The following is a 17,083-nucleotide window of genomic DNA, read 5'->3' as shown; positions in this document are numbered from 1 at the left end:
ATGCATGTCCGGTCCGGCTGGACGTGAACGGTCGGCGAGCGCGTGTAGTGACGCGGTGCCGTGGGGGCTCAGGGCGGGGCCTGACCCCCGCATGATCGTGTTGATGCTGCCGTGAGCGTGATGGACGAGGTTTTGGAAGCGGTCCTCGCCATCCCCGTGGGCCGCGTCGCCTCCTACGGCGACATAGCGCGGAAAATCGGGGCCGGGCCGCGGCAGGTGGGACGCGCCATGGCGCTGTTCGACGAGGGCCTGCCCTGGTGGCGTGTCGTCTACGCGGACGGGACGCCGGCTTCCTGTCACGGCGGGAGCGCACCGCGCCTGCTCGCCGAGGAGGGCACGCCGATGTGTGGTGCGCGAGTGGACATGCGCCGTGCCCGGCACCAGTGGGCGCCTTGACATGTCCCGGACGCTGCTTCGGCCCGCTCGTGGCCGGCGCGCTCGGTGATCAGGAGCCAGGGCGGCGAGCGGGGAGTGGGGTCACGGCGCGCGCCCCCGTCGCCGCTGGGGTCCGGTGCGACGGCTTTTGAAAACGAAACCCATGTGCGTGTAGCCTTGGCGCGAACCAACCCGAGGAGGACCGCGATGGCCGTGCCCAAGCGGAAGATGTCCCGGAGCAACACGCGGCACCGCCGTTCCCGATGGAGGGCCCAGGCACCCCGGTTGGTGCCGGTCACCATCGAGGGCAGGACCCACAGGGTGCCCAGGCGACTCGCTCGTGCCTACGAGCGCGGGCTGCTGGCCCCCGAGGACTGAGGCCGGTGACACTGGCGGACCGGCTGCCCGTGACGGTGCTCTCCGGCTTTCTGGGCGCCGGCAAAACCACGCTGCTGAACCACGTCCTCGCCAACGAGGGCTGCGGGTCGCCGTGATCGTCAACGACATGAGCGAGGTCAACATCGACGCGGCCCTCGTGCGTGGCGCAGAAGCGGCCCTCTCCCGCACCGAGGAGCGGCTGGACAGCGGGAGGTTCGGGCACGTCCTGCGCTCCAAGGGGTTCTTCCGGCTGGCCAGCCGGCCCTCGGTGACGGGCATGTAGTCCCAGGCCGGTGCGGTGGCCAGGTTCGAGCCCTCCAGGACGGGGGAGGCCGGTACGGACGGCCAGGAGCTGGTCTTCATCGGAGTGGGTTTGTGAAGCGGGGAGTTGCGGTCGGCGCTGGCGGAGTGCCTCTTGCGTGACGGCGAGGAGGCGCCCGCCGAGGACCCGTTCCCCGACTGGGACCTGGGAGGCACGGACGCCGTGTGTGAGCATGAGCATCCGGAACCTCTCACCGTCCCCTGAGCACCGGAGCTCGCAGAGCGCCGGCTCGGGCGACGAGCGGGGCCAGGAGCCGCCCGAGCCGGTACACCTCCCGCTGCCATCGGGAGCCACCCTTCTCCGGCCCCGGAATCGGAGACCTGCCATGTCCAGGCACACCGTGCGCCCCGGAACGGTCCAGGAGACCCTTCTCATCCCCCTGTACGGACGGGCGGTGGAGACGCGCAAGGACCAACCGGCGCTCCGCGACCCCCGCGCTGAGGAACTCGTCGCCGCGATCGACTACGACTTCGCCCGCTTCGACGGCCTGCCCAGCCTGCTCGGCTCCGTCCTGCGGACCTGCCTGTTCGATCACTGGGCCCGTACGTTCCTCGAAGAACACCCTGACGGCACGGTGGTGGAGCTGGGCGCCGGCCTCAACACCCGCTTCGAACGCGTGGACAATGGGCGGGCCCGGTGGGTGGACCTCGACCTTCCCGATGTCGCCGCGCTGCGGCGCGAGTTCTTCCCCGACACCGACCGGCGGCACCTGGTGGCCGCCTCGGTCACCGACCGTACGTGGGCCGGTGCGGTCGCCGACTTCGGCCAGGGCGCCTACCTGTTCTGTGCCGAGGCCGTCCTGCCGTACCTGGACGAGCACGAGGTACGCGCGGTGCACGATCTGATCGCCGAGAGGTTCCCCGGCTCCCGCCTCGCCCTGGACACAGCGAGCCCCCACGTCGTCGCCACCCAGGACACACACGACGCGTTGAGCAAGGTCACCGCACGGATGCGATGGGCCTGCCCTGACCCCCGTCAGCTCGCGGACTGGACCGCCGGGGCCGAACTGCTGGCCTCACACACGCTGACGACGCTGCCCGGCCCGGTACACGACGCGCTCCCGGCACCGTATCGGGCGACCATCCGCGAACTCGCCCAGCAGCGCCTGCCCGGCGTCGAGGAGTACTCGCTGAACTTGTTGCAGCTGCCCTGACCTGGCTCGCGTACACCCGCGCCGGAGCTTCGCGTTCACTGCGGACCTGCGCTGAAGAATGGGTCGTGGACCGCGCTCCAGCCCTCCGGGCCCCGCGACAGCTCCTCGTCGCTGAGCAGCGTCGCGTCCAGGGTCTCGCTCAGACGCGAGGTCTCGAGATCGACGCCGGTGAAGGTGATCTCGTTCCGGCGCTCGCCGTAGTAGGGATCCCAGAACCAGGAGGCGAGCGTACGCCGTTGCGGGGTGGCCGCCTGCCAGGCGGCCCCGGTTGCCGAGTCCTCGAGCCAGTGCCCGGCCTCCCGCAGCTCCAGGTGGGCCCCGGCCGACCGCCACGTGATGACGGAAGCGGGCCGGTTCGACAGCCACAGATGCCCGTGGCCCCGCACGACGCCGGGCAGCACGTCGCCGAGCGCGTCGGCCAGCCGCTCGGGATGTACGGGACGTCGGGCACGCCACAGCACCGATGTGACGCCTCCACCCGTCACGGACGGCGTGTGCGGCACGCCCACGGGATCCAGCCGGGCGAGCCAGTCGTGCAGCCCGCCGCGGACACCGGGCCCGAAGAGGGCGGAAGGCAGCCCGGAGACGGCCTCTCCGGCGGCAGTTGAGGGGAGGGTCAAGCAGACCGCCGTCTGGTTGAGGTGGCGGAGCAGGGTGGCGACTCCGGCCGCGAGCGTGCCGCGGGTGCCTGGTGGCACGGCCAGCACGAGCACGTTCGCCGCCTCCACCTGGCGGGCGGCAGCTTCCGCGCGGGTCATGGGCAGTCCGCGGTCCCAGCCGGACCACTTCCGTACGGCGGTGTGGACGCACCCGACGTCTGGCAGCAGCACGGTCGGTTCGATTCCCGCCAGCACGGGCCCCGGTGCGTAGTGGTCGCCCAGGGCGCCGTTGCCCGGGCTCTCGCGCCACAGCTCGGTGAGGAAGGGCAGCGCGTCCAGCTCGTCCGACAGGGCCAGGACGACATGCGGGTGCCGGGAGGCACGCGCGAGGGACAGCAGGTCCTGTCGGACGATCACCGCGGGTGCGCCTGTCGCGCCCCGGCCGGTGGCCTCGGAGAGGCGGGGATCGGTTCCCGTCCAGAAGCGCTGGACGACGGGGTGGCCTTCCCCGTCGCCGTGGAGTGAGACGGAAAGAACGACGGAGTCGGGCGTGGTGTGCAGTACGCGGTCGACCAACTCGCCCCGCGTTTGCGGCGTGTTGCCCGTCACCACGCTCAACAGAGTCTTGGACACGTGCTCTCCGCTCAGTTCAGGTGGGCCGTACGCAGCGGGGAGCGCCGCGCCGGCAGACGCGCGGGCGGCGTTCCGTCGTCCGGCATGCCGGCCTGGAGCCACAGGGACACCGCCTCGGCGTCGTCCATGGTCAGGATCGGCCCGAGCCGGAGGGGCGGACCACTGGGCTCCCGGCGCCTCGTGCAGGGCTGCACGACGGCGAAGAGCCCCGCTGCCGGGCGGCGGCACGTCGAGAGGAGTCCCAGACACCCGCTGGTGACCATGACCCCGTGCGGGCAGCCACGTACGGCCACACGCAGGCGTTCCAGGGGCCGGGCCGCGGACGCCGGCGCGCAGGCGGTACAGACGACCAGGGTGAAGGGGCGGGTCGTGCGGTCCGAAGCTCCCTGGCGCATGCTCCTCCTCGCTTTGCCGACGTGTCCCCGCTTCGTCCGCCGGCCCGCTGGGGCGGGGCCGGCCGAAACGCGGCGGGACGATGGACGAGGCCGGTCAGCGACTCGCGTACGGGAGCAGTGCCATGTCGCGCGCGTTCTTGATCGCGCGGGCGAGCCGGCGCTGCTGCTGGGCGGTGACGCGGGTGACGCGGCGACTGCGGATCTTGCCGCGGTCGGAGAGGAAACGGCGCAGCAGATCGGTGTCCTTGTAGTCGATGTAAGTGATTCCGGCGGCCTCCAGCGGGTTGGGCTTCGGCTTCCGGGACTTGCGGGGGTCCTGGACGCGGCGTGCCATCGTTGGGTTCTCCTTCGCGTGTGGCCCCTGTGCGGGCAGGGCGCGCGATTGTTGGGGGCAGGGGGCAGGGGGCAGGGGGCAGGGGGCAGGGGGCAGGTCAAGCGACCGGGTCGAGCAGCGCGTCGAAGTCGGCGGGGAGGCGGCGCCAGGCGTCTCGTCCGGCGGCGTACTCGGCGTCGGTCAGCAGGCAGGAGTCGAGCAGTTCCACGAGGTTTTCCCTGTCAAGCCCTGGAGAGGTGAAGACGAGGTGCTGGCAGCGGTCCCCGTGTTGCGGGTGCCAGTCCACAGCGGCGGCGGCCCGGCGGGCGGGAGGCACCATCTCCCATGCGGCATCCGGCAGTGAGGCGAGCCACGGGCCGACGTTGTCGACGCACAGGGCACCTCCGGCCGCCTCCCACGCGAGCAGGTTGTCGGGACGGTCGGCCAGCCAGAAGCGCCCCTGGCTGCGAGCCGCGGCGCACGTCAGGTCCTCCAGCGCCGCGTACAGCCGTCCCGGGTGGAAGGGGCGGCGCTGCCGCCACACCACAGTGACCACACCGGCCTCGTCGGCCTCCTGCGGCAACCGCGCGCACGAGGGATGCCGCGCCTCGGCGGCGGCGCCCACGTCGAAGCCGGCGAAGGCGACGCGGGTGAGTTCGGCCGAGGGGCAGGGCAACCGGGCGGCGGTGGGGTGGAGTTGGGCCAGCAGTGCCCGGTCCTCGTCGTCGGCCTCGTCGCTCGCGGCGAGCGCGAGGACATGCGGGTACTCCACCTGCCGTGCAAAGGTGTCGGCCACGGTGCGCTGATCGGCCGCCGTGAGCCCGAGACCGGCGTCGACGAGGTCATCCCCGTTGGCCAGGCAGGGCAGGACGAGCGCCGGGTCGACCGCCGTGACGACGTTGGCGAGCCGCAGGCTGTCCCCGGCGTGCGCGGCGATCGTCTCGGCCATCGCCTGCGGCTCGACCGAGTCCCACAGTTCGACGACGGCCAGTGTGTGCAGCCCGCCGTCGGCCAACCGCTGGAGCTCGGGGACGAGATCCTCGCGCAGGGCGCAGCAGGCGCAGTCGTTCACCAGCGGCGTGTCACCCCGCGACACCAGGCCGGTGGCGTCGTACACCAGGCGGAGGACCTCGCCCTCACCCGACCGTGACAGGTCGTGGTGCAGGGCGATGCTGCCGGGCACGGATCGCAGGAGATGTGCGACGGTCTCGGTGCGGGCTTCTTGGTGCATGCCGGCGACGAGGACGACGGGGAGAGGGGTGGGGGCCGGCATCAGCGGGCTCCGCGCCGGCCGTAGCGCCGCTCGAACCGTTCCACGCGCCCAGCGGTGTCCAGCACCTTGGCCGTGCCGGTGTAGAAGGGGTGGCTCTCGGCGGAGATCTCCACGTCGACGACCGGGTAGGTGTTGCCGTCCTCCCACAGGACGGTGCTGTCGCTGGACCGGGTGGAGCGGGTGAGGAACGCGTGGCCGGCGGCCTTGTCGCGGAAGACGACCGGGCGGTACGGGGGGTGGATACCAGGCTTCACGGGGTGTCCTTCGATGAGTTTCGTCAGCGTTCTTCGCGGAAGTCGACGTGCCGCCGTGCGACGGGGTCGTACTTGCGCAGAGTCATGCGGTCGGGGTTGTTCCGCCGGTTCTTGCGGGTGACGTAGGTGTAGCCGGTGCCCGCTGTGGAGCGGAGCTTGACGACCGGACGGAGTTCGTTGCGCGCCATGCCGCCACTATATTGGTAATGGTTTCCATTTCCAATACGGGGTCTCCGCTCCCGGCGCTCACCCGGCCGCCCGCAGCGGTGGCCGTGTCCAGGGGGCTCCGTCCTGACGGCGCGGCCGGCAGGGCGCGAGGGCGGCGGGTGGGGGCGTGAGGTGAGGCGGCCCGCCGTGCGGCGGTTGCCGCTCACAGGTCTCCTACCGGCGGCATTCCTTGCACCGCCCGCTCAGCTCCAGCGTGTGGTCGATGTCGAAGAAGTCGACCTGCTCGGTGAGTCGGCGTACCCATTCCTCGACCACGTCGGCGTTGACCGGCTCGCTGCGCCCGCAGCGCCGGCACAGCACGTAGTGCCGGTGTCCGGCTGCCGAGCGTGTGCGGTACAGGCGCTCACCTGTCGCCTCGTCACGCACCATGTCCACGTGTCCTGACCGTTCGAGGCCGCGCAAGGAGCGGTAGACGGTGGAGAGGCCGACCACCGTGCCCCTGCTGATGAGCCGTTTGTGCAGCTCCTGGGCCGAGACGAATTCGTCGCGGTCAGCGAGTTCGCGTTGGACGACGGAGCGCTGGCGGGTGCGGCGGGGCCCCGGGGAGGCAGTGCTCATGAGGTGGGTGCTCTTACCTGTAGGGATGGGGCAGGGGGGCGCGGCGGGATTCCGGTGGCCGCCTGCCTGCGCCCGGCCCGGGAGTGCTGCACCGGCGACCGGGGCGGCGCACTCACGCGTGAGTGGGTGTGGCGGCGCGGGGAGGCTCCGCGTGCATGTCCGCCACACCCACGGCTCGTGCTACCAGCTGGACTTGGTCACGCCGGGCAGGAATCCGGCGTGCGCCTGCTGGCGCATCCTCACGCGGGAGAGGCCGAAAGCGCGAAGGTGTCCGCGCGGCCTGCCGTCGACAGCGTCGCGGTTGCGCACGCGGGTTGCGCTGGCATCGCGGGGCTGGCGCTCCAACTCACGTCGCGCGGCCTGCCTTTCGGCCTCCGGCGTGTCGGGTCGGCGGATCACCTCCTTGAGGTGTGCCCGCCGTTCCGCGTACCGGGCCACGATCTCGCGGCGCTTCTCGTTCTTGGCGATCTTGCTCTGCTTGGCCATCAGACCTTTTCTCCTCGTGCGCGGATCCTGGTGACGGCCTTCTCGATGCCGAGGGTGTCGACTGTCTTGATGCCCCTGGTGCTGAGGGTGAGGCGGACGTACCTGCTCTCGCTCGGCAGCCAGTAGCGCTTGGACTGGATGTTGGGGTCGAACCGGCGCTTGGTGCGGCGGTGCGAGTGGGAGACGTTGTTGCCGAATGCGGGCCTGCGCCCGGTCAGCTGGCAGTGGGCGGACATGGGCGCACCCCCTTGATGAACATGGTAACCATTTTTGAATGGTAGCGGGTGCGACGGCTGACGCGCGACCCGAGGAGAGAAGGGGTGGGCGAGCCGTGACGGCCGTCCGCCGAACCGCCAGGTCTCGTCATGCTGGGGAAATGCCAGTCGGGTCCGGTTCCACGATTGGTGCGCCCACCATCTGGTGCTCGGCCTGGCCTGGCCCGAGACGCCGGAACGCGAAGCGACCGGGCCCGACGGCCAGGCCGCCACTGTCACCGAGCACGTCCTGCCCCTCCGCTGGAAGCCGGAATGTCCACAACCCTGTGGCGACGGCCGCGCAACAATCCTGGCCAGGAGCGCCCACGACGGGGGGTGCCTCTCTGTCTTTCGTCAAGCGGCGCGCGGCGTTTCGGGTTCGTAGAAGGTGCTGTCGCGGAGCATCGCGACAGCACACCGGTGCGGTGGCGGACCAGGCGAAGAAGGCTCGGGTGTGGGTCTTTCCGAAGACCGCGCTACGCCACCCGCTCGGCGAGCGGACCATCTCCGCGAGGGCGTGCCCCGGCGCCAGCCAGGTCGCAACTCGGGGGGTCGGGACTCAGGAAGGGGTGCACGCCTCGGCGATCGATACGCTGTTCTCGTAGAGGTGATGCCGGGTGATCCGGCCCTCCTCGACGGTGAGGCGCAGCGCGAAGGGGCCCTCGAAGGACTTCCCCGTCGCGCGCACGGTCCCCGAGAGGTACCCCGTCAAGACGGCGTCGGTGCCGTCGACGAGGAACGTGTCGACGGAGGCCCGTGCATCCTCGGTCACCGTGTGCTCGGCTAGCTCCCTGAACTGGGCGGCGCACTCGGCTCCGGTGGAGCGCGGCCGGATCCACGGGACGGCGGGGTTCTCGGCGAGCAGCCAGTCGACGTCGTCCGCGAAGAGCGCGACGAGCCGCTCGACGTCCCCGGCCATCCGGGCGGCGAGGAACTCCTCGACGACGTGGCGGGTGGTGTCGGTGACGGAACTCGCGGTGAAGTCAGCGGACTTGACGGGCATGGTTGCTCCTCGCGCCTTGGGTGCCGGAACCCTCGTCGGGATCTCGTTGACGAGTACCACGCTGCCGCAGCAGGGGAGCCTGGTCGATTACGTCAGAGGTCATGGCCGGTGCGCCAGGCGTCGGGCCGCTGCGGCAGAAGAAGGCGTTCAGGGAGCCTCCGGGCACCACCGCCCCGGGGCGAGGGCGAGGGCGTGGCACAGGCGGGGGAGCGCGTCGGGCAGAGTGCGGTCACGGGCCGCGCCGCGTTGGCCGCCAGATACGCGAAGCGCCTACTTACTGGACCACGCCCCCGTGCCGGTGACCGAGGGAGCCCTCTGCGGCCTCGCGGGAGAAGAGCCGCACCATGGCCCCCTCGTGCCTCGGGGGCCCGGTGCGGCGTGGCGATCAGTCGGAGAGCGGCTCGGGGTGCTTGAGCTTCTGGGAGAAGAGGGGAGTGACCGTCTTCAGCGCGTCCTGCACGGAGAGGACCGAGTCGGTGGCGAACGCCTGGCTCACCCGCGGATCGTCCAGCATGACGGAGCGGCCTGCCTTGACGGAGGGCACCTGCCGGTACAGCTTGTCGCCGGTGATCTTCTTGGCGGAGATGCCGATGGGTGCCATGACGGTCAGGTCGGCGTCGAGCAGACGCAGGTTCTCGCGGGAGACGGTGACGGAGAATCCGCTGCCGGCCTTGGCGTCGACCTTGGGATTGTTCTTGAAGCCGAGGCGTTCGACGAAGTCGGTGCGGCCCGTCCCGTGGACGTAGGCGCCGTAGCCCGCGCTGGTACGGGAGCCGAGCGTGATCGTCTTGCCCCTGAACTCGGGGTACTTGGCCGCCGTCGCCTTGAACTGCTTGTTCACCCGGGAGATCAGCCGGTCGCCCTTGGACTTCTCACCGAGCGCTGCGGCGACCATCTTGGTCTGCTGCTCCCAGGAGGTCATGTACTGGTCGCCGCCCTTGGGCACACCGACGGTCGGGGCTATCTTGCGCAGCGTGTCGTAGCGCTTCTTGTCGCCGCTGGACTTGGTGTCAAGGATCAGATCGGGCTTGAGGGCGGCGACCTTCTCGTACTCGGGCTCCAGCGTGCCGATCTTCTTCGGTTTCTTGCTGTAACGGCCCTTGGCCCAGGGGCCGACCCCGTTGCCGCCGAAGGCCAGCCAGTCGCTCTGGCCGACGGGCTCGACACCGAGAGCCAGCGCGGTCTCGGCGTCGCCCCAGCCGAGGGCGACCACGCGCTGCGGCTTCTCGGGGACGGTGATCTCACCGAACTTGGTGGCGACCTTCCCCTTGGCGGAGGAATCGCCCTCTGCGCCGCCGTCGGAGGACGAGCAACCGGTGAGGAGAAGCGCGAGCGCCGCGGGCAGCGCCACGAGGGCTGCCCGGGAACGGCGGACGGGACGGCGTGCGGGATGACGGTACGACATGATGGCGGGGCCTAACTGCTCGTGCCGCTGCGGGCGGCTCTGTGCTTGCCGATCGGAACGATCAGCGGGGTGTGGGAAGCGGGGTCGGGGATCACGAGGCACTCCATGCCGAAGACCTCCGTGATCAGGTCCTCGGTGACGATGTCGGCCGGCGCGCCCTCCGCGACGACGCGGCCTGCCTTCATCGCGATCAGGTGGTCCGCGTACCGGGCGGCCAGGTTGAGGTCGTGCAGCACGGCGACGACTGTCGCGCCGCGCTCCCGGTTGAGGTCGGTGAGCAGATCGAGCACATCCAGCTGGTGGCTCACGTCCAGGAACGTGGTCGGCTCGTCCAGCAGCAGGATGTCGGTACGTTGCGCGAGCGCCATGGCGATCCACACCCGCTGACGCTGCCCGCCGGAGAGCGCCTCGACCGGCCGGCCGGCCAGCTCCAGTACGTCGGTGGCGGACAGCGCGTCCGCGACCGCGACGTCGTCCTCGCTCGTCCAGTGGCGGAACCAGCCCTGATGCGGGTACCGGCCGCGGCCCACCAGGTCGCTCACGGTGATGCCCTCCGGGGCCACGGGGTTCTGCGGCAGCAGACCGAGCGTGGCGGCGACCTCCTTGGTCGGCATGGAGTGGACGCTTTTGCCGTTCAGCAGCACCTGGCCCGAGCGCGGGGTCAGGAGCCTGGCCATCGAACGCAGCAGGGTGGACTTCCCGCAGGCGTTCGGTCCGACGATCATCGTGATCGCGCCCGGCGGTATCTCCACACTCAGTCCGTGGACGATGTCCCGGCCGTCGTAGCCGAGTCGGACCTGCTCCGTGCGTAGGGAGTGCTCGGCGCTCATGGCAGCCGCCTTCCGTGCGTCGTTGGATGCGCGTCGCGCCGCCGCCCTTGCGCGAAGGCACGGGTGCGGCAACCGTGCGGGCGAGTGTCTGCGCTGTCCGGCGTGGCCGTGCCGTTCATCCGCCCCGGCCCTCACGGTTGGCCCGCGCCAGCAGCCACAGCAGATACGGGCCGCCGATGAGGCTGGTGACCACGCCGACGGGGAACTGGCTCGACCACAGCAGATGCTGCGCGGTGAAGTCGGCCACCAGCACCAGCACCCCGCCGACCAGGGCCGAGGGCAGGAGCGCCGCGCCGTGCCCCGGGGCGAGACGACGGGCCAGCGGGGCGCTGACGAACGCCACGAAGGCGACGGGCCCGGCGGCGGCGGTCGCCACACCGGCCAGTGCGGCCGCGCAGGCCAACAGCCCGAACCGGGCCGGCTCGACGCGGACGCCGACACTCGTGGCGGTCTCGTCGCCCAACTGGAGCGCGCCCATCGGCCGGGCCAGCGCCCAGGTGAGCGGGAGCAGCGCGGTCAGCCCCACCAGGCAGGGCCACATCTGGCCCAGGGAACTTCCGTTGAGACTCCCGGTCAGCCAGACCAGCGCGTTCTGCGCCTCGGTGACCTTGGAACTGGTCAGGACGAAGGAGATGACGCTCAGCAGCGCGGCGCCGACACCGATGCCGACGAGGACGAAGCGGTAACCGGAAGTGCCCTTGGTCCTGCCCAGCGCGTAGATGAGAGCGGCGGTCGCCATCGACCCCACCAGCGCGGCGGCCGAGAGCCCCAGCCCGCTGACGCCGAAGAGGACCGAGGCGACCACACCGGCCGCGCCGGCACCGTGGCTGATGCCGATCACGTCAGGGCTGGCCAGCGGATTGCGCAGCAGCGCCTGGAAGAGCGCTCCGGACAGACCGAAGCCGACCCCGACCAGGAGGCCGGTCACAGCGCGGGGCAGGCGCAGTTCGACGACGATGAAGTGCGAGCCCGCGTCCCCTCCTCCGGCGAGTGCGGCGAGGACGTCCGCGAGCGGTACGACGATGTCCCCGTAGGCCAGCGCGAGACAGAACGCGGCGCTCAGGGTGAGGAGCAGGACGGCGCTGACCACGGCGCCGCGCCGCCGCTGAGCGCTCCGGACGGAGGCGACCTTCCGCACGGCGTCGTCCCGCCCGGCTGCCGTCCCGGGTATGTGTGCGGACGCGGATCCCTCCGGCGGCCGGGGGAGGGCTCCGTGGCCCGTGGCGTTCATCTGGTGTCTGCTCCTCACAGTCCGGCCACGTCGCGGCGGCGGACCAGGACGACGAACGGCACGGCCCCGACCAGGGCGGTCAGGACGCCCACCTGCACCTCGCCGGGCCGTGCGACCAGACGTCCCACGATGTCCGAAGCGAGTACGAGCAGGGGCGCGAGTACGGCGCTGTACAGGAGGGTCCAGCGGTAGTCGGGCCCGGTCACCAGCCGCGCCGCGTGCGGCACGACGAGCCCGACGAAGGCGAGGGGCCCGGCGACGACGGTGGCGGCTCCGCACAGCAGCACCACGACGCCGCCGCACAGCAGCCGGGCGTGGCCCACGCGCTGGCCCAGCGAACGGGCCAGGTCGTCACCGAGCGAGAGGACGTTGAGCAGGGGGCCGAGGCAGAGCGCGAGCAGGGCACCGACGGCGATGAACGGCGATGCCTGCCACAGTACGGCCGGCTCCCGTTCGGCCAGGGAGCCCACTTGCCAGAACCGGTACTGGTCGAAGGTCCGGCTGTCGGTGAGCAGCTGCGCCGTCGTGACGGCCAGCAGCAACGCGCTGGTGGCCGCGCCCGCGAGCGCCAGTTTGACGGGCGTGGCGCCCTCACGGCCGAGCGAGCCCACTCCGTAGACCAGCATGGTGGCCAGCAGCGCGCCGAGGAATCCGAACCAGATGTACTGCTCGGAGGCGGTCAGCCCCAGGACCCCGATGGCGAAGACGACGGCGGCCGAGGCGCCGGAGTTGAGGCCGAGCAGACCCGGATCGGCCAGCGGGTTGCGGGTCAGGCCCTGGATGAGCGTGCCGGCGAGTCCGAGCGCGACCCCGGCCAGCAGCCCGGCAGCGGTGCGGGGGACGCGTACCTCCCGGATCAGGAGCTGTGCCTTGTCCGCCGGGTCAGCGTCGAACACGGTCCGCCAGGCATCGCCGGCGCCGGCCGGCCCCGACCCCACCGCGAGGCTCAGCCACGCCACGGTGGCCAGCACGGCGACAAGTGCCAGAAGGCCGGCGGTCAGCACCGTGCCGGTCTGCCGGGAGGGTCTGCCGGTGCCGATCCTCGCCGTGTCTTCAGGGGCGGCGTCTGCGGGCGAGTCTTCCGGGACGGCGTCTGCGGGGGCCGTGCGCGACTCGTGTCTCGCACCACCGCTGGTGGCCACCACAGGCCCTCCCTTTCGTGTTGCTCCGCGCAAGCCCGGCTACGGCTGCCGGGTGGCCCGGCGTCGCGAGGCGCGCGGTCCGGGGTGTCTCACGGGCGCCGCAAGCCGCTGCCATGGCCGGGGCACACCGGCGCCCTGCAAGTTAGGTGACCCTAACATCGCCGAGGTGAGGTGACCCTAACACCCGACTCGTTGAACTTTGCACCACGTGCCGCCGCAGGAACCGCGGATTGCCCGCCACTCGGCGCCCGCTGAGCCGGAGGGGCACCGGCGTGCGCGTGCGAGACGAGGTGATCCGTGCTGTTGTGAGACGTATGTCCGAGTACCGGGTGCAGACGAGCGGCGACGCGGCACGCCGCGTCGCCGACCCGCACCGGTGGTGGGCGCTTCTCGTCATCGGGCTCGCGCAGCTCATGGTCGTACTCGACGCGACGATCGTGAACGTCGCACTGCCCTCCGCGCAGCGGGCGCTGGGCATGTCCGACAACAACCGCCAGTGGGTCATCACCGCCTACACGCTGGCCTTCGGCGGGCTCCTGCTGCTCGGCGGGCGCGTGGCGGACCTGGTGGGGCGCAAACGCACCTTCCTCTTCGGCCTGATCGGCTTCGCCGTCGCCTCCGGAATCGGCGGCGCCGCGGGCAGCTCCGCGATGCTCTTCGGCGCCCGCGCCCTCCAGGGTGCCTTCGCCGCGCTGCTCGCGCCGTCCGCGCTCTCCCTGCTGTCGACGACGTTCACCGACCCCAAGGAGCGGAGCAAGGCGTTCGGTGTGTACGGCGCCATCGCGGGGGCGGGAGCGGCCATCGGACTGCTGATGGGCGGAGTGCTGACCGAGTACCTGGACTGGCGCTGGTGCCTGTACGTCAACGTGCTGTTCGCGGGGCTCGCGGTCCTGGGAGCACTCACGCTGCTCCACGACCGGCCGGGGCACGAGGAGGCGCGGCTCGACATCCCCGGAGTCGTCCTGGGCTGCGGAGGCCTGATCGCCCTCGTCTACGGCGTGAGCGAGGCCGAACCGCGCGGCTGGGAGGACGCGATGGTCCTCGGACTGCTGTGCGGCAGCGCGCTGCTTCTGACGCTGTTCGTCCTGTGGCAGCGCCGCGCCCGCAACCCGCTGCTGCCGCTGCACATCGTCAAGGACCGCAACCGCGCGGGCAGCTTCCTCACGATGGGGCTCGCCACCCTCGGCATGTTCGGGGTGTTCCTCTTCCTGACGTACTACATGCAGGGCATCCTGGGGTACTCACCGCTGCGCACCGGGCTGGCCTATCTGCCGATCAGCGGAGCGATCATCCTCGGCTCCACGCAGGTCTCGGCGCGTCTGCTGCCCCACGTACCGCCGAGGCTGTTGATGGCGCCCGGCATGCTGCTGGCAGCGGCGGGCATGGCAGTGCTCACCCAGCTGAAGACCGACTCCTCGTACGTGAGCCACCTGCTGCCCGCGGAGTTGCTGTTCGGCTTCGGCCTCGGCTGCGCCTTCATGCCGGTCATCTCGACGGCCACCCAGGGCGTGGCCGCCCACGACTCGGGGGTCACCTCGGCCACCGTCAACACCGCGCAGCAGGTGGGCGGGTCCATCGGCACCGCGCTGCTGAACACCGTGGCGACCAGCATCACCCACACATACGTGCACGACCACCTGCGCAACCCGAGGATGCGGCGGACGGTGGTGCGCGAAGGGGTGGTGCACGGTTTCACCGCCGCGACGTGGGTGGCGATGGCCGTGATGCTGCTCGGCGCGGTGCTGGCCGCGGTCCTCGTCACCGCAAAGCCCATCAAGCCCGAGCCGACAGGCGCCGGCGCCCCCGCGCCCGGAGCGGGCGGCGGCGGGTGACGAGCGCCTCGCTGCCCTCCGGCGACCGACCCGCGCAGCTGAGCCGCCTCCCGGCGGCGGGACGACCCGCGCAGTCGTCCCGGTGGCCGGGCGACCCCGCGGGCCTGCTCGGGCAGCAGTCCGTCAGCCGTGCCGCGCCGGGCGCCCACCCCGGGCCGGTCTCCCCGTCGGGCGACGGGCGCACGGTGCGGCGGGCAGGTCGGCCGGCAGCCCGCGTGCTCTCCATGGCGGGCGGTCCCCTGACCATGGCGCGCCGCCGGGGTATCTGAGCTGCGCAACGTGGTGGCCCGGCGTGACGCGCGCTCGGTTAGTCTGGCCGTGCCGGGCCGTTTCGGTGGGACACCGAGCCCGGAGGTCCCCGGGGTGACGGCACGCCGCGCCGGGACCGGGGAGCGGTGCCGCCCCGGTGCGAACGCAGGGACGACAGCGTGCGGCAGAGCGCAGGTGAGACATGGAGGCCGGACTCGTGACCCTCGCGGGGCCGCCGGGACGGGAATCGCGGAAGCGGGCGGCGGTGGCGGGGGAAGCGGACCACGGCCCGGCATCGAGGGCGAGGCGTCGTGGATAAGATCGCGCTCACGGCCGCCGGTCTCTATGCCATCGTGCTGTTGCGGGCCGGCGGTACGTTCGCCGCCGGATGGCTCGCCGCCGCCGGCACCAGGCGCAGCAGGTTCGCCGAGCGGATGTCCTCGGCCAGGTTTCGGCGCGTCGAACGGGCGGTCCAGCGGTGGGGCGCGCCGGTGGTGGCCGTCTCGTTCCTGACCGTGGGATTCCAGACCGCTGCCAACTTCCTCGCGGGAAGCATGCGCATGCCCTTGCCGCGCTATCTTCCCGCGCTCTTCATCGGCGGAGCGGGCTGGGCGCTGCTGTACGCGACCGTTGGACTCGGCGCGCTCGAGGTGTTGACGAGGCTGTTCGCCGAGCGGACGGCGTTCGGTGTGGCCGCGGTCGCCGCCCTTCTTCTCGCCGTCTGCGGCGTGGTGGGGTTCCGGCGCAGACGAGCTTCTTTGGAGCCCCGCGAGACGGCGGCGGAAGACTCGTGACCAGAGGGTTGCGGCCGTGGCGACCGAGCGGTGCGCTGATCCCCCGGCCCTCACCGTGGGGGCCGGGGGACCGCTTCCGCGCCGGGTGGGCGGGGAGCCGCCGCGAGACGGCGCCGGGGGCTGCCTGTCAGTGTGTCGCGGTCACTCCCGCGATCTCGTTCGGCTTCTTGGGGAACGTTCCGGTCGCCTTCTTCTTCCCGGACGCGAGGTCCACCGCGTAGATCTTCTTCTTCTCCGGGTCGGTGACGAACGCCGTCCCGCCGCGGACGAAGATCTCGGGGCGCGCCTGCTGCCAGTCCATGGGCTCGCTCCACCTCCCCAGAACCGGGATGGACCTGGTCACCTTGGCGGCCTCGGGGTCGATGACATGGATTTTCCCGTCCGTCCCCAGCACGAGACCCTCGCCCTGGGGGCCGCGCGCCAGCGACTTGAAGGTGTAGCTGGTTCCCAGGTCGACGAGGTTCATCTTGCCCGTCTCGGTGTTGATCAGAGAGACTTTTTCGGGGCGTTCGAGCTCGGCTTCGGGGTCCTGCTTGTAGTCGCCGAGGACGACGGCGGAGTCCTCGTGCCCCTTCTGGTTGCCGATCCGTCCGTACTCGGTGGGGCTGTCAACCTTGGTGATCTTCTGGTCCTTGTAGACGAGAACGCCGTCCTCGCAGCCGACGACGACCGCCTCGTCCTTCGCGGTCGCCTCGCCGTGGACCTCGGGGCACTTCTCGTTCCGCGTGATCTCCTTACCGCTCTTGTCGGTGACGACGATGCCCTTGCGCTCCTTTTCGGTGCCGAGCGTGGAGACGAGTTCACCGTTCTTCAGCTTGATCGCGACCCCGTGGTGGGGGTGGGGCGAGGCGTGGGTCTCGGTCTTCGGCTTCTTCTCACCGAGGTCTGCCGGGTCGAGTACGGTCGCCTCTCCCGTGCCGTCGGTGAACAGGACCGTGTGTCCGGCGTGCAGGACCACGTGACCGGGCTCCGCCCCCTTGAACAGGGCGCCGGTCATCTTCTGGCGGCTCGCGTCGAGAACCCGGAAACCCTGGGAGGTCGAGACCATGATGTGCTTGTCGTCCCCGGCCGGGTTCACCCGGTTGTAGCCCGGAAGCGCCACGTCCCCGGCGATCTTGAGAGTCTGGCCGTCCAGCACGTATATGCCGCCGTCGTGAGTGGCGACGAGGGGCTGCTTGACGGTCGCGGCAGCGGTCTTCTCCCGGCTCTGGGACGAGGAGGTGTCCGTGTCCTGCGAGCCGCACGCCGTGACGGCGGCTGAGGTGGCGAGGAGAGCGGATACGGCTGCGGCTCTCTTCGTGCGGGACCTGATGGCCATGGGTGGTTTTCCTTTCTTCGTGTCCGCGGATGCGGTACGTGGGCAGGCGCGGCGCTGG

General features: G+C 71.3%; 20 protein-coding genes and 1 pseudogene. 6 read left to right on the top strand and 15 right to left on the bottom strand.

All coding sequences use genetic code 11. The features are described from left to right. Positions 1-111 precede the first annotated feature (111 nt). The 4 genes and pseudogenes from DQ392_RS06880 to DQ392_RS06865 all read left to right on the top strand — a co-directional run bounded on the left by DQ392_RS06880 (position 112) and on the right by DQ392_RS06865 (position 2,228). Positions 112-396, top strand: a complete 285-nt coding sequence (locus tag DQ392_RS06880) for an MGMT family protein (RefSeq protein ID WP_114014603.1) — start codon at positions 112-114, stop codon at positions 394-396. A 186-nt stretch (positions 397-582) separates the two neighbouring features. Next, positions 583-753, top strand: coding sequence for a 50S ribosomal protein L32 (gene rpmF / locus DQ392_RS06875; RefSeq protein WP_114014602.1), 171 nt, complete (start codon positions 583-585; stop codon positions 751-753). A gap of 5 nt (positions 754-758) precedes the next feature. Continuing rightward, positions 759-1,279 (top strand): annotated as a pseudogene (locus DQ392_RS35765) (CobW C-terminal domain-containing protein). A gap of 121 nt (positions 1,280-1,400) precedes the next feature. Continuing rightward, positions 1,401-2,228: a class I SAM-dependent methyltransferase gene (locus DQ392_RS06865; RefSeq protein WP_114014601.1), complete on the top strand. Its 828-nt coding sequence runs from the start codon at positions 1,401-1,403 to the stop codon at positions 2,226-2,228. A gap of 35 nt (positions 2,229-2,263) precedes the next feature. On the opposite strand, the gene DQ392_RS06860 is transcribed toward DQ392_RS06865, so the two are convergent. From DQ392_RS06860 to DQ392_RS06795, 14 genes are all read right to left on the bottom strand, one after another. Further along, positions 2,264-3,460, bottom strand: a complete 1,197-nt coding sequence (locus tag DQ392_RS06860) for a GTP-binding protein (RefSeq protein ID WP_245981229.1) — start codon at positions 3,458-3,460, stop codon at positions 2,264-2,266. Between the two features lie 11 nt (positions 3,461-3,471). Continuing rightward, positions 3,472-3,855: a hypothetical protein gene (locus tag DQ392_RS06855; RefSeq protein WP_114014600.1), complete on the bottom strand. Its 384-nt coding sequence runs from the start codon at positions 3,853-3,855 to the stop codon at positions 3,472-3,474. Positions 3,856-3,949: 94 nt separating this feature from the next. Next, complete coding sequence (gene rpsR, locus DQ392_RS06850) at positions 3,950-4,189, bottom strand: 30S ribosomal protein S18 (RefSeq protein WP_114014599.1); 240 nt, start codon at positions 4,187-4,189, stop codon at positions 3,950-3,952. Between the two features lie 97 nt (positions 4,190-4,286). Then, positions 4,287-5,441, bottom strand: coding sequence for a CobW family GTP-binding protein (locus DQ392_RS06845; RefSeq protein ID WP_114014598.1), 1,155 nt, complete (start codon positions 5,439-5,441; stop codon positions 4,287-4,289). Further along, on the bottom strand, positions 5,441-5,695 hold the full coding sequence (locus DQ392_RS06840) for a type B 50S ribosomal protein L31 (RefSeq protein ID WP_114014597.1): 255 nt from the start codon (positions 5,693-5,695) through the stop codon (positions 5,441-5,443). The genes DQ392_RS06845 and DQ392_RS06840 overlap by 1 nt, the downstream gene beginning before the upstream one ends. Before the next feature lie 23 nt (positions 5,696-5,718). Then, on the bottom strand, positions 5,719-5,883 hold the full coding sequence (gene rpmG, locus DQ392_RS06835; RefSeq protein WP_114014596.1) for a 50S ribosomal protein L33: 165 nt from the start codon (positions 5,881-5,883) through the stop codon (positions 5,719-5,721). Between the two features lie 193 nt (positions 5,884-6,076). Continuing rightward, the gene (locus DQ392_RS06830) at positions 6,077-6,481 is read right to left on the bottom strand and encodes a Fur family transcriptional regulator (protein ID WP_114014595.1); all 405 of its coding nucleotides are present in this window, start codon (positions 6,479-6,481) and stop codon (positions 6,077-6,079) included. A 180-nt stretch (positions 6,482-6,661) separates the two neighbouring features. Further along, positions 6,662-6,967: a 30S ribosomal protein S14 gene (rpsN, locus tag DQ392_RS06825; protein WP_114014594.1), complete on the bottom strand. Its 306-nt coding sequence runs from the start codon at positions 6,965-6,967 to the stop codon at positions 6,662-6,664. After that, positions 6,967-7,203, bottom strand: coding sequence for a 50S ribosomal protein L28 (gene rpmB / locus DQ392_RS06820; protein ID WP_114014593.1), 237 nt, complete (start codon positions 7,201-7,203; stop codon positions 6,967-6,969). The genes rpsN and rpmB overlap by 1 nt, the downstream gene beginning before the upstream one ends. A gap of 577 nt (positions 7,204-7,780) precedes the next feature. Continuing rightward, entirely contained in the window at positions 7,781-8,224 is a 444-nt protein-coding gene (locus tag DQ392_RS06815; RefSeq protein ID WP_114014592.1) for a nuclear transport factor 2 family protein, read from the bottom strand. Between the two features lie 385 nt (positions 8,225-8,609). Further along, positions 8,610-9,629 (bottom strand): iron-siderophore ABC transporter substrate-binding protein, encoded by a 1,020-nt coding sequence (locus DQ392_RS06810; RefSeq protein ID WP_114014591.1) that lies wholly within the window; start codon positions 9,627-9,629, stop codon positions 8,610-8,612. An 11-nt stretch (positions 9,630-9,640) separates the two neighbouring features. After that, positions 9,641-10,459: an ABC transporter ATP-binding protein gene (locus tag DQ392_RS06805; protein WP_114014590.1), complete on the bottom strand. Its 819-nt coding sequence runs from the start codon at positions 10,457-10,459 to the stop codon at positions 9,641-9,643. A gap of 115 nt (positions 10,460-10,574) precedes the next feature. Next, positions 10,575-11,690 (bottom strand): FecCD family ABC transporter permease, encoded by a 1,116-nt coding sequence (locus DQ392_RS06800; RefSeq protein WP_114014589.1) that lies wholly within the window; start codon positions 11,688-11,690, stop codon positions 10,575-10,577. 14 nt (positions 11,691-11,704) lie between these two features. Further along, a complete protein-coding gene (locus DQ392_RS06795) occupies positions 11,705-12,730 on the bottom strand; it encodes a FecCD family ABC transporter permease (protein WP_181856322.1) in 1,026 nt (341 codons plus the stop codon). Positions 12,731-13,146: 416 nt separating this feature from the next. Here DQ392_RS06795 and DQ392_RS06790 point away from each other — a divergent pair, with 416 nt between their 5' ends. Together DQ392_RS06790 and DQ392_RS06780 are read left to right on the top strand one after the other, a co-directional pair. Then, entirely contained in the window at positions 13,147-14,664 is a 1,518-nt protein-coding gene (locus tag DQ392_RS06790; RefSeq protein ID WP_114014588.1) for an MFS transporter, read from the top strand. A 560-nt stretch (positions 14,665-15,224) separates the two neighbouring features. After that, the gene (locus tag DQ392_RS06780) at positions 15,225-15,707 is read left to right on the top strand and encodes a DedA family protein (RefSeq protein WP_114014586.1); all 483 of its coding nucleotides are present in this window, start codon (positions 15,225-15,227) and stop codon (positions 15,705-15,707) included. Between the two features lie 127 nt (positions 15,708-15,834). Here DQ392_RS06780 and aztD read toward each other — a convergent pair whose 3' ends face one another. Continuing rightward, entirely contained in the window at positions 15,835-17,025 is a 1,191-nt protein-coding gene (gene aztD / locus DQ392_RS06775) for a zinc metallochaperone AztD (RefSeq protein ID WP_114014585.1), read from the bottom strand. Positions 17,026-17,083: the final 58 nt, after the last annotated feature.

It is taken from the genome of Streptomyces reniochalinae, assembly GCF_003323735.1.
Classification (GTDB): Bacteria; Actinomycetota; Actinomycetes; order Streptomycetales; family Streptomycetaceae; genus Streptomyces; species Streptomyces reniochalinae.
The sequence above is the reverse complement of the archived record's forward strand: the minus strand, read 5'-3'. Positions and strand labels throughout refer to the sequence as shown.

What these genes read in the sequence shown, in the direction of transcription:
- rpmF (WP_114014602.1), top strand. Translation starts at nt 583, where the DNA reads ATGGCCGTGCCCAAGCGGAAGATGTCCCGGAGCAACACGCGGCACCGC.
- DQ392_RS06865 (WP_114014601.1), top strand. Translation starts at nt 1,401, where the DNA reads ATGTCCAGGCACACCGTGCGCCCCGGAACGGTCCAGGAGACCCTTCTC.
- DQ392_RS06855 (WP_114014600.1), bottom strand. Translation starts at nt 3,855, where the DNA reads ATGCGCCAGGGAGCTTCGGACCGCACGACCCGCCCCTTCACCCTGGTC.
- rpsR (WP_114014599.1), bottom strand. Translation starts at nt 4,189, where the DNA reads ATGGCACGCCGCGTCCAGGACCCCCGCAAGTCCCGGAAGCCGAAGCCC.
- DQ392_RS06845 (WP_114014598.1), bottom strand. Translation starts at nt 5,441, where the DNA reads ATGCCGGCCCCCACCCCTCTCCCCGTCGTCCTCGTCGCCGGCATGCAC.
- rpmG (WP_114014596.1), bottom strand. Translation starts at nt 5,883, where the DNA reads ATGGCGCGCAACGAACTCCGTCCGGTCGTCAAGCTCCGCTCCACAGCG.
- DQ392_RS06830 (WP_114014595.1), bottom strand. Translation starts at nt 6,481, where the DNA reads ATGAGCACTGCCTCCCCGGGGCCCCGCCGCACCCGCCAGCGCTCCGTC.
- rpsN (WP_114014594.1), bottom strand. Translation starts at nt 6,967, where the DNA reads ATGGCCAAGCAGAGCAAGATCGCCAAGAACGAGAAGCGCCGCGAGATC.
- rpmB (WP_114014593.1), bottom strand. Translation starts at nt 7,203, where the DNA reads ATGTCCGCCCACTGCCAGCTGACCGGGCGCAGGCCCGCATTCGGCAAC.
- DQ392_RS06815 (WP_114014592.1), bottom strand. Translation starts at nt 8,224, where the DNA reads ATGCCCGTCAAGTCCGCTGACTTCACCGCGAGTTCCGTCACCGACACC.
- DQ392_RS06810 (WP_114014591.1), bottom strand. Translation starts at nt 9,629, where the DNA reads ATGTCGTACCGTCATCCCGCACGCCGTCCCGTCCGCCGTTCCCGGGCA.
- DQ392_RS06805 (WP_114014590.1), bottom strand. Translation starts at nt 10,459, where the DNA reads ATGAGCGCCGAGCACTCCCTACGCACGGAGCAGGTCCGACTCGGCTAC.
- DQ392_RS06800 (WP_114014589.1), bottom strand. Translation starts at nt 11,690, where the DNA reads ATGAACGCCACGGGCCACGGAGCCCTCCCCCGGCCGCCGGAGGGATCC.
- DQ392_RS06790 (WP_114014588.1), top strand. Translation starts at nt 13,147, where the DNA reads ATGTCCGAGTACCGGGTGCAGACGAGCGGCGACGCGGCACGCCGCGTC.
- aztD (WP_114014585.1), bottom strand. Translation starts at nt 17,025, where the DNA reads ATGGCCATCAGGTCCCGCACGAAGAGAGCCGCAGCCGTATCCGCTCTC.